General features: G+C 41.1%; 4 protein-coding genes and 1 pseudogene. 3 read left to right on the forward strand and 2 right to left on the reverse strand.

Going from position 1 to position 5796, the window contains the following annotated elements:
* Positions 1-173: 173 nt before the first annotated feature.
* Positions 174-1211 (reverse strand): AI-2E family transporter, encoded by a 1038-nt coding sequence (locus tag LC653_RS44365; protein ID WP_229501608.1) that lies wholly within the window; start codon positions 1209-1211, stop codon positions 174-176.
* 413 nt (positions 1212-1624) lie between these two features.
* The gene (locus LC653_RS44370; RefSeq protein WP_229501609.1) at positions 1625-2263 is read right to left on the reverse strand and encodes a lysophospholipid acyltransferase family protein; all 639 of its coding nucleotides are present in this window, start codon (positions 2261-2263) and stop codon (positions 1625-1627) included.
* Between the two features lie 236 nt (positions 2264-2499).
* On the opposite strand from LC653_RS44370, the gene LC653_RS44375 reads away from it, so the two are divergent.
* The 3 genes and pseudogenes from LC653_RS44375 to LC653_RS47745 all read left to right on the forward strand — a co-directional run.
* A complete protein-coding gene (locus tag LC653_RS44375) occupies positions 2500-4269 on the forward strand; it encodes an ATP-binding protein (protein ID WP_443689873.1) in 1770 nt (589 codons plus the stop codon).
* Positions 4270-4274: 5 nt separating this feature from the next.
* Positions 4275-5513: a hypothetical protein gene (locus tag LC653_RS48190; protein ID WP_443689874.1), complete on the forward strand. Its 1239-nt coding sequence runs from the start codon at positions 4275-4277 to the stop codon at positions 5511-5513.
* Positions 5468-5614: pseudogene (locus LC653_RS47745) on the forward strand (GAF domain-containing protein); the annotation flags it as partial. The gene LC653_RS48190 and the pseudogene LC653_RS47745, both read left to right, overlap by 46 nt.
* Positions 5615-5796: the final 182 nt, after the last annotated feature.

The following is a 5796-nucleotide window of genomic DNA, read 5'->3' on the forward strand; positions in this document are numbered from 1 at the left end:
AAGAACCGCAAGTTCTGCGGGGATTGCTTGTAGAGCCTTACACCAACCAGTAGCTTAGGCTGCTGGGAGGCGATGAAACAAGAACTGAACAGCAAAAATAGACGCTTGCCTAGTTTTGCCTAAGTTTTAGAGAACGGTTTCCTATACGCTTTGTCAACTGATGCCACAATTAACTAAACTTCAGACTTCATCTCATCAATTTCAAATAAAGATACGATGACTCCAGCGATGGGGATAGATATAAAAACTCCTAACAACCCTGCTACTTTAGCGCCTACTAGCAAAGCAAAGAATACTACTACGGGATTAAGATTCAGGGCATCTTGCATAATTCGAGGCGAAATCAAGTTGTCTTGTATCTGCTGGAGGACAATACAAGCTATCAAGACTTTCAATGCTAACCAAACGCCTTGAGACAACACAACTAAAGTAACTGCGCTTACTCCTAATGTCGCTCCTATGCCAGGAATGATATCAAGAATTCCCACTATCACTGATAATATCAAAGCAAAAGGTACTTTTAATATTAAAAAAACTAAAAAAGTCGTACTTGTGAGAAATGCACTTAATAACAGCTGTCCTCTAAAAAATCCGAGAAAGGAGCGTCTGATTATACTTGTAAATCTCTTGCGGCGCTGTTTGGGGATTATTTTTATGGTGAAATTCCACAGCTTGTCTCCATCCAGTAACATAAAGAAAGCCACAACTGCAATCAATATAAATGTAAGAAAGTTCGTCATGAATCCTTGCAAAACAGCCAAACTAGTAACAAGACTAGATACAGCTTGGTTTCGTAATTGTTCTTGAAGGAAACTTAAATTTATCTGCAAATTCCGGCTTCGCAAAAACCCTTCTAGTCGCTCTAATAAAGGTATTAAAGAATTTACAAAGCCAGTTATACTGTCAATTAATTGTTGTCCTTGAGATAAAACCGTTAAGCCGACGGTAATTATTAGACTGCCAATAATCACAATACTGAACAAGAAAACGACAGCAACAGCTACGCCGTGGGGCAAAAAGTGCCGCAGCCATTGTACAGGATAACTGAGTAAAAAAGCCAAAATTGCAGCAAATGTAAAAATAACAATGACTGCTTCAAAATAAGCTAAAAGTTGTACAATTGCCCAGCCAGAAGCAACTAAAAGTAAAAAGCGGACTAACGCCAGATTATTTAATCGATCCCAAAAATTCTTGGCTTCAAAGCCGCTCATAATAATTCGTAATTCGTAATTCGTAATTCGTAATTCATAAATTAATAGGACTTACGCACTGTACAAAATAATCATGTTGTGCATCAACGTAAATATGTCGTTTCAGGTTTTTATCAAATCATTCTTTGATGGTAAATAGACCCGCGCTGTAGGGGTTTAGCAATGCGCTTTACCCCTACGACAGATGTGGTTTTTCAAATCATTCATTTTTGGTCTTTTTTGTCAATGCGTAAGTCCTAATTAATACGTAAAAAAGCTAGTTGTGTAGCGTGAGAAGGTTGCCCACCCTGTAAGATGGATGATGTATTTGTTGGAAGTTCCTTAGATGATTGCTAGAGTGAATTGATTTTAAGATTAAAGGAATCTAATAGCGATCGCTACCTCCCTAAAGCATATATCTGAACTTGTCTAGCTTATCGTCCTAAATCATGCATTTGGTTAATTACTGTGGCACACTTTTGTGTTAAAGCTTCTAATTCCTCTTTATTAGTGGAACTGGGAGCATCAATCAAGTTACCAATTCTCACAGTGATGGGAACTGCGCGAGGTAGGGACGATCCTTTTTGTAAAATCTCCTCAGTACCCCAGACACTCACGGGTAATATTGGGGCTTTTGCTTTCGCTGCTAGCAGCAGTGCGCCTCTCTTGGGGTCTGTAATTCGACCATCTGGGATGCGGGTACCTTGCAAGAAAACACCGACAGCCCAACCGTTATTAAGATATTCTAGGGCGGAACGGATGGCATTGCGATCGGCATTTCCTCGACTCACCGGGTAAGCACCGTACAATTTAATCGCTTGCGCCAAAACTGGGATTTTAAATAACTCTTCCTTAGCCATGTACGCTACTGGACGACGTACACAGTTAGAGACAATTGGCGGGTCAAAATAACTAGCGTGATTACTCACCACCAGCAACGGCCCTGATTGGGGGACATTCTCAGTACCATAAATCTGGCCCCGAAAGTAAGTGTGAAGCATGGGGCTGACGACCGACCATTTAAAGGCGTGGTAAAGTGCCAGACTGATAAACGGTTCGCGGTTTTTGTCCACAGAAGATAATTCAAATCAGACTGAATTTAGCATACGCGATCGCAAGGCCCAGAGCAACGCAAAAAAGCTGTGGAGATGAATTGCTTCACCCATCTGGGAATACTAAATCCAGAAAATATTAGGATTTAGCGCTCTTTCCCCAAGAGCCTCCCCTGCTTATCCGAACTGTATTGGTTTATAAACAACTTCATAGATTCTGGGAACACTAAATCTGTAAGTATTAAAGATTTAGCAATATGGATAGCACTCTTGTCAATATTCCCGGATATCGTATCAGAGAAGAACTCTACAATGGTTCCAGAACGATAGTTTATCGAGGGTATCGAGAAACTGACTCATTAAGAGTAGTGATGAAACTGCTGAAAAATCCTTATCCCAGTTTTAGCGAATTGGTGCAGTTCCGTAATCAATATACCATTGTCAAAAATCTCAACTCACCTTTAATCATCCAAACTTATAGTCTCCAAGCGTATCAAAATGGCTATGCGTTGGTAATGGAAGACTTTGGGGGGATTTCTCTGAAAGAGTGGGGAGTAGGGAGTAGGGAGTGGGGAGTGGGGGGAAGCGTAGAATCTCTGATGGAGTTTTTACGAATTGCGATCGCACTTTGCAATGCCTTAGATATACTATACCGCGATCGTATTATTCATAAAGATATTAAACCTGCCAATATTCTAATTAATCCCGAAACCAAACAAGTTAAATTAATTGACTTTAGTATTGCATCCTTACTACCACGGGAAACTCAAACACTAATGAATCCCAATGTGTTGGAAGGGACACTTAGTTATATTTCTCCTGAACAAACAGGAAGAATGAATCGAGGGATTGACTACCGGACTGACTTTTATTCATTAGGTGTGACTTTTTACGAATTATTGACGGGAGAATTACCGTTTAAATCAAACAATCCGATGGAACTGGTACATTGTCATTTAGCAAAACTTCCACCGAATATGAATAAACCTCACCCCAACCCTCTCCTTGGTAAGGAGAGGGTGCTTGATGCGGGTGAGGAATATTTTCCTATTCCCCAAGTTCTCTGTGACATCGTGATGAAATTGATGGCGAAAAATGCTGAAGACCGCTATCAGAGTGCATTGGGGCTGAAATTTGATTTAGAAAATTGTTTATCTCAACTCCAAGAAACTGGTGAAATTAAGAGTTTCCCAATTGCCCAACGGGATGTGTGCGATCGCTTCATTATTCCTGATAAACTCTATGGACGGGAAACAGAAGTAGAAACCCTACTCCAAGCATTTGAGCGAGTTAGCCTGGGTGCAACTGAAATGATGCTGGTAGCTGGTTTTTCCGGTATTGGTAAAACCGTTGTAGTTAATGAAGTTCATAAACCGATTGTTAGACAACGCGGTTATTTTATCAAAGGTAAATTTGACCAATTTCAACGGAATATTCCTTTAAGTGCATTGGTGCAAGCCTTCCGGGATTTAATGGGGCAATTATTAACAGAAAGCGATACTCAAATCCAGCAATTTAAAACCAATATTTTAGCAGCTGTAGGTGATAATGGACAGGTAATTATTGAAGTCATTCCCGAATTAGAAAAAATTATTGGTCAACAACCACCAGTTACAGAATTCTCAGGAACTGCGGCACAAAATCGATTTAATTTATTATTCCAGAAATTTACCCAAGTCTTTACCACTGAGGCACATCCATTAGTGATGTTTTTAGATGACTTGCAATGGGCTGATTCGGCATCACTGATGTTAATGCAGTTATTAATGGCTGATACAGGTCATCTTTTATTAATTGGTGCTTATCGTGATAACGAAGTCAACCCAGCACATCCGTTAATGTTGACTTTGAATGATATCCAAAAAACAGCAGCCACGATTAATACGATTACTTTAGCACCCCTGAGTCAAGGGCAAGTGAATCAATTAGTTGCTGATACACTTAAATGTACAGAAAATTTGGCATTACCTCTTTCTCTACTAGTATCTCAAAAAACTCAAGGTAATCCATTTTTCGAGAAGCCCTAGCTCAAATGAACTTGAAGGCTGGCGTGAAAGCCAGAAGTTCCACTGCCTATGCTGCCGCCAAACTGTATATGCAAACTGGGATTGATCTACTAGCGAGCGATCGCTGGCAATGTCAATACGATCTCACTCTCGCCCTTTATGAAGGGGTAGCTAACTCCGCTTACCTTAATACTGACTTTGAACAGATAGAGCAGTTCGCAGAAATTGTGCTGAATCACGCCCATTCTTGGCTTGATCGGATCGACATCTATGAAACTAAAATCCTGGTTTGCGTGGCGCAAAATCAGCAGCTAGAGGCGTTACGCTTGGGCCGAGAAGTGCTAGAGGCGCTGGGAGTGCCTCTGCCAGAGCAACCGACTCAAGCAGACATTGGGCAGGCAATTCAACATACCCAAACGTTGTTGGGAGGCAGGGAGATCGAATCGTTGCTGGAATTACCTGAAATGACGGCACCGGACAAAAAAGCCGCGATGGTGATGCTAGCCCGTATTATGCCTCCTGCCTATCAAGCCGCCCCAAACCTGTTGCTGCTGATTATCCTTGCCCATATTGATTTGTCCGTGCAATACGGAAATGCACTAGAATCAGCAAATGGCTATGTCTTATTTGGATTGATCCAGATTGCCGTATTAGGAAATATTGATGCAGGTGGACGCTTTGGACAATTGGGGATGAACCTTTCCCAGCGCATCCACGCTCCCAAGCTCACTGCCAGAATCATCTTTACCTTCAACTGTCTTCTCAGACATTGGCAGGAACCCGCGAAAGACACCCTGCCAGGATATCTGCAAGCCTATGCCAGTGGACTAGAAGTGGGTGACATTGAACATGCTGCATTGGGCTTAACGTATTACGATTTGACGGCGTATTACAGTGGTCAAGAATTGACTTCCCTGAAGCGAGAGATAGAAGGTCACTGCAAGATAGTACAACAATTGCGTCAGGATAATTATCTGTATACGCAACGTATTTACTGTCAAGCGATCGCTAATCTGCTAGAGACGAGGACTGAACCCGATCAACTGGATGGTGAATACTGTTATGAAGCGGAAACAATTTCGCTGCTGGTTAAAACTAATGATATGACAGCGCTGTATTGTATTTACTTCAACAAACTGCTGCTCTGTTATTTATTTCAACGGTATGAACAGTCATTAGAAAACGTCAGTCTCGCAAAACAATACTTAGGGGCAACAGTACACCTATTATTAATCAAGGGCGTTTGGTGGGGATTCTTTACCTAGAAAATCAATTGACGCAAGGGATATTTACTAGCGATCGCCTTTCTATTATAAATTTCCTCTGCACTCAAGCTGCAATTTCTTTAGAAAATGCTCAATTATATATAGCGGTTCCTACTTGAGTAAAATACACTGTAGGATAATGGAGTATATTAAAGCCTAAGTACCTGTGGAATGAAACCTTACTCCAGCGATCTGCGCCAAAAAGTAATTAACGCACATAACAATCAAGAAGGCTCTCAACGACAACTGGCAAAAAGATTTAGTGTCAGCTTGAGTTTTGTTC

Source organism: Nostoc mirabile CHAB5784 (assembly GCF_020829645.1).
Taxonomy (GTDB): domain Bacteria; phylum Cyanobacteriota; class Cyanobacteriia; order Cyanobacteriales; family Nostocaceae; genus Nostoc; species Nostoc mirabile.

Bases quoted from the DNA above. Each gene is read 5' to 3' on its own strand.
- LC653_RS44365 (WP_229501608.1), bottom strand. From the start codon at position 1,211: ATGAGCGGCTTTGAAGCCAAGAATTTTTGGGATCGATTAAATAATCTG.
- LC653_RS44375 (WP_443689873.1), top strand. From the start codon at position 2,500: ATGGATAGCACTCTTGTCAATATTCCCGGATATCGTATCAGAGAAGAA.
- LC653_RS48190 (WP_443689874.1), top strand. From the start codon at position 4,275: ATGAACTTGAAGGCTGGCGTGAAAGCCAGAAGTTCCACTGCCTATGCT.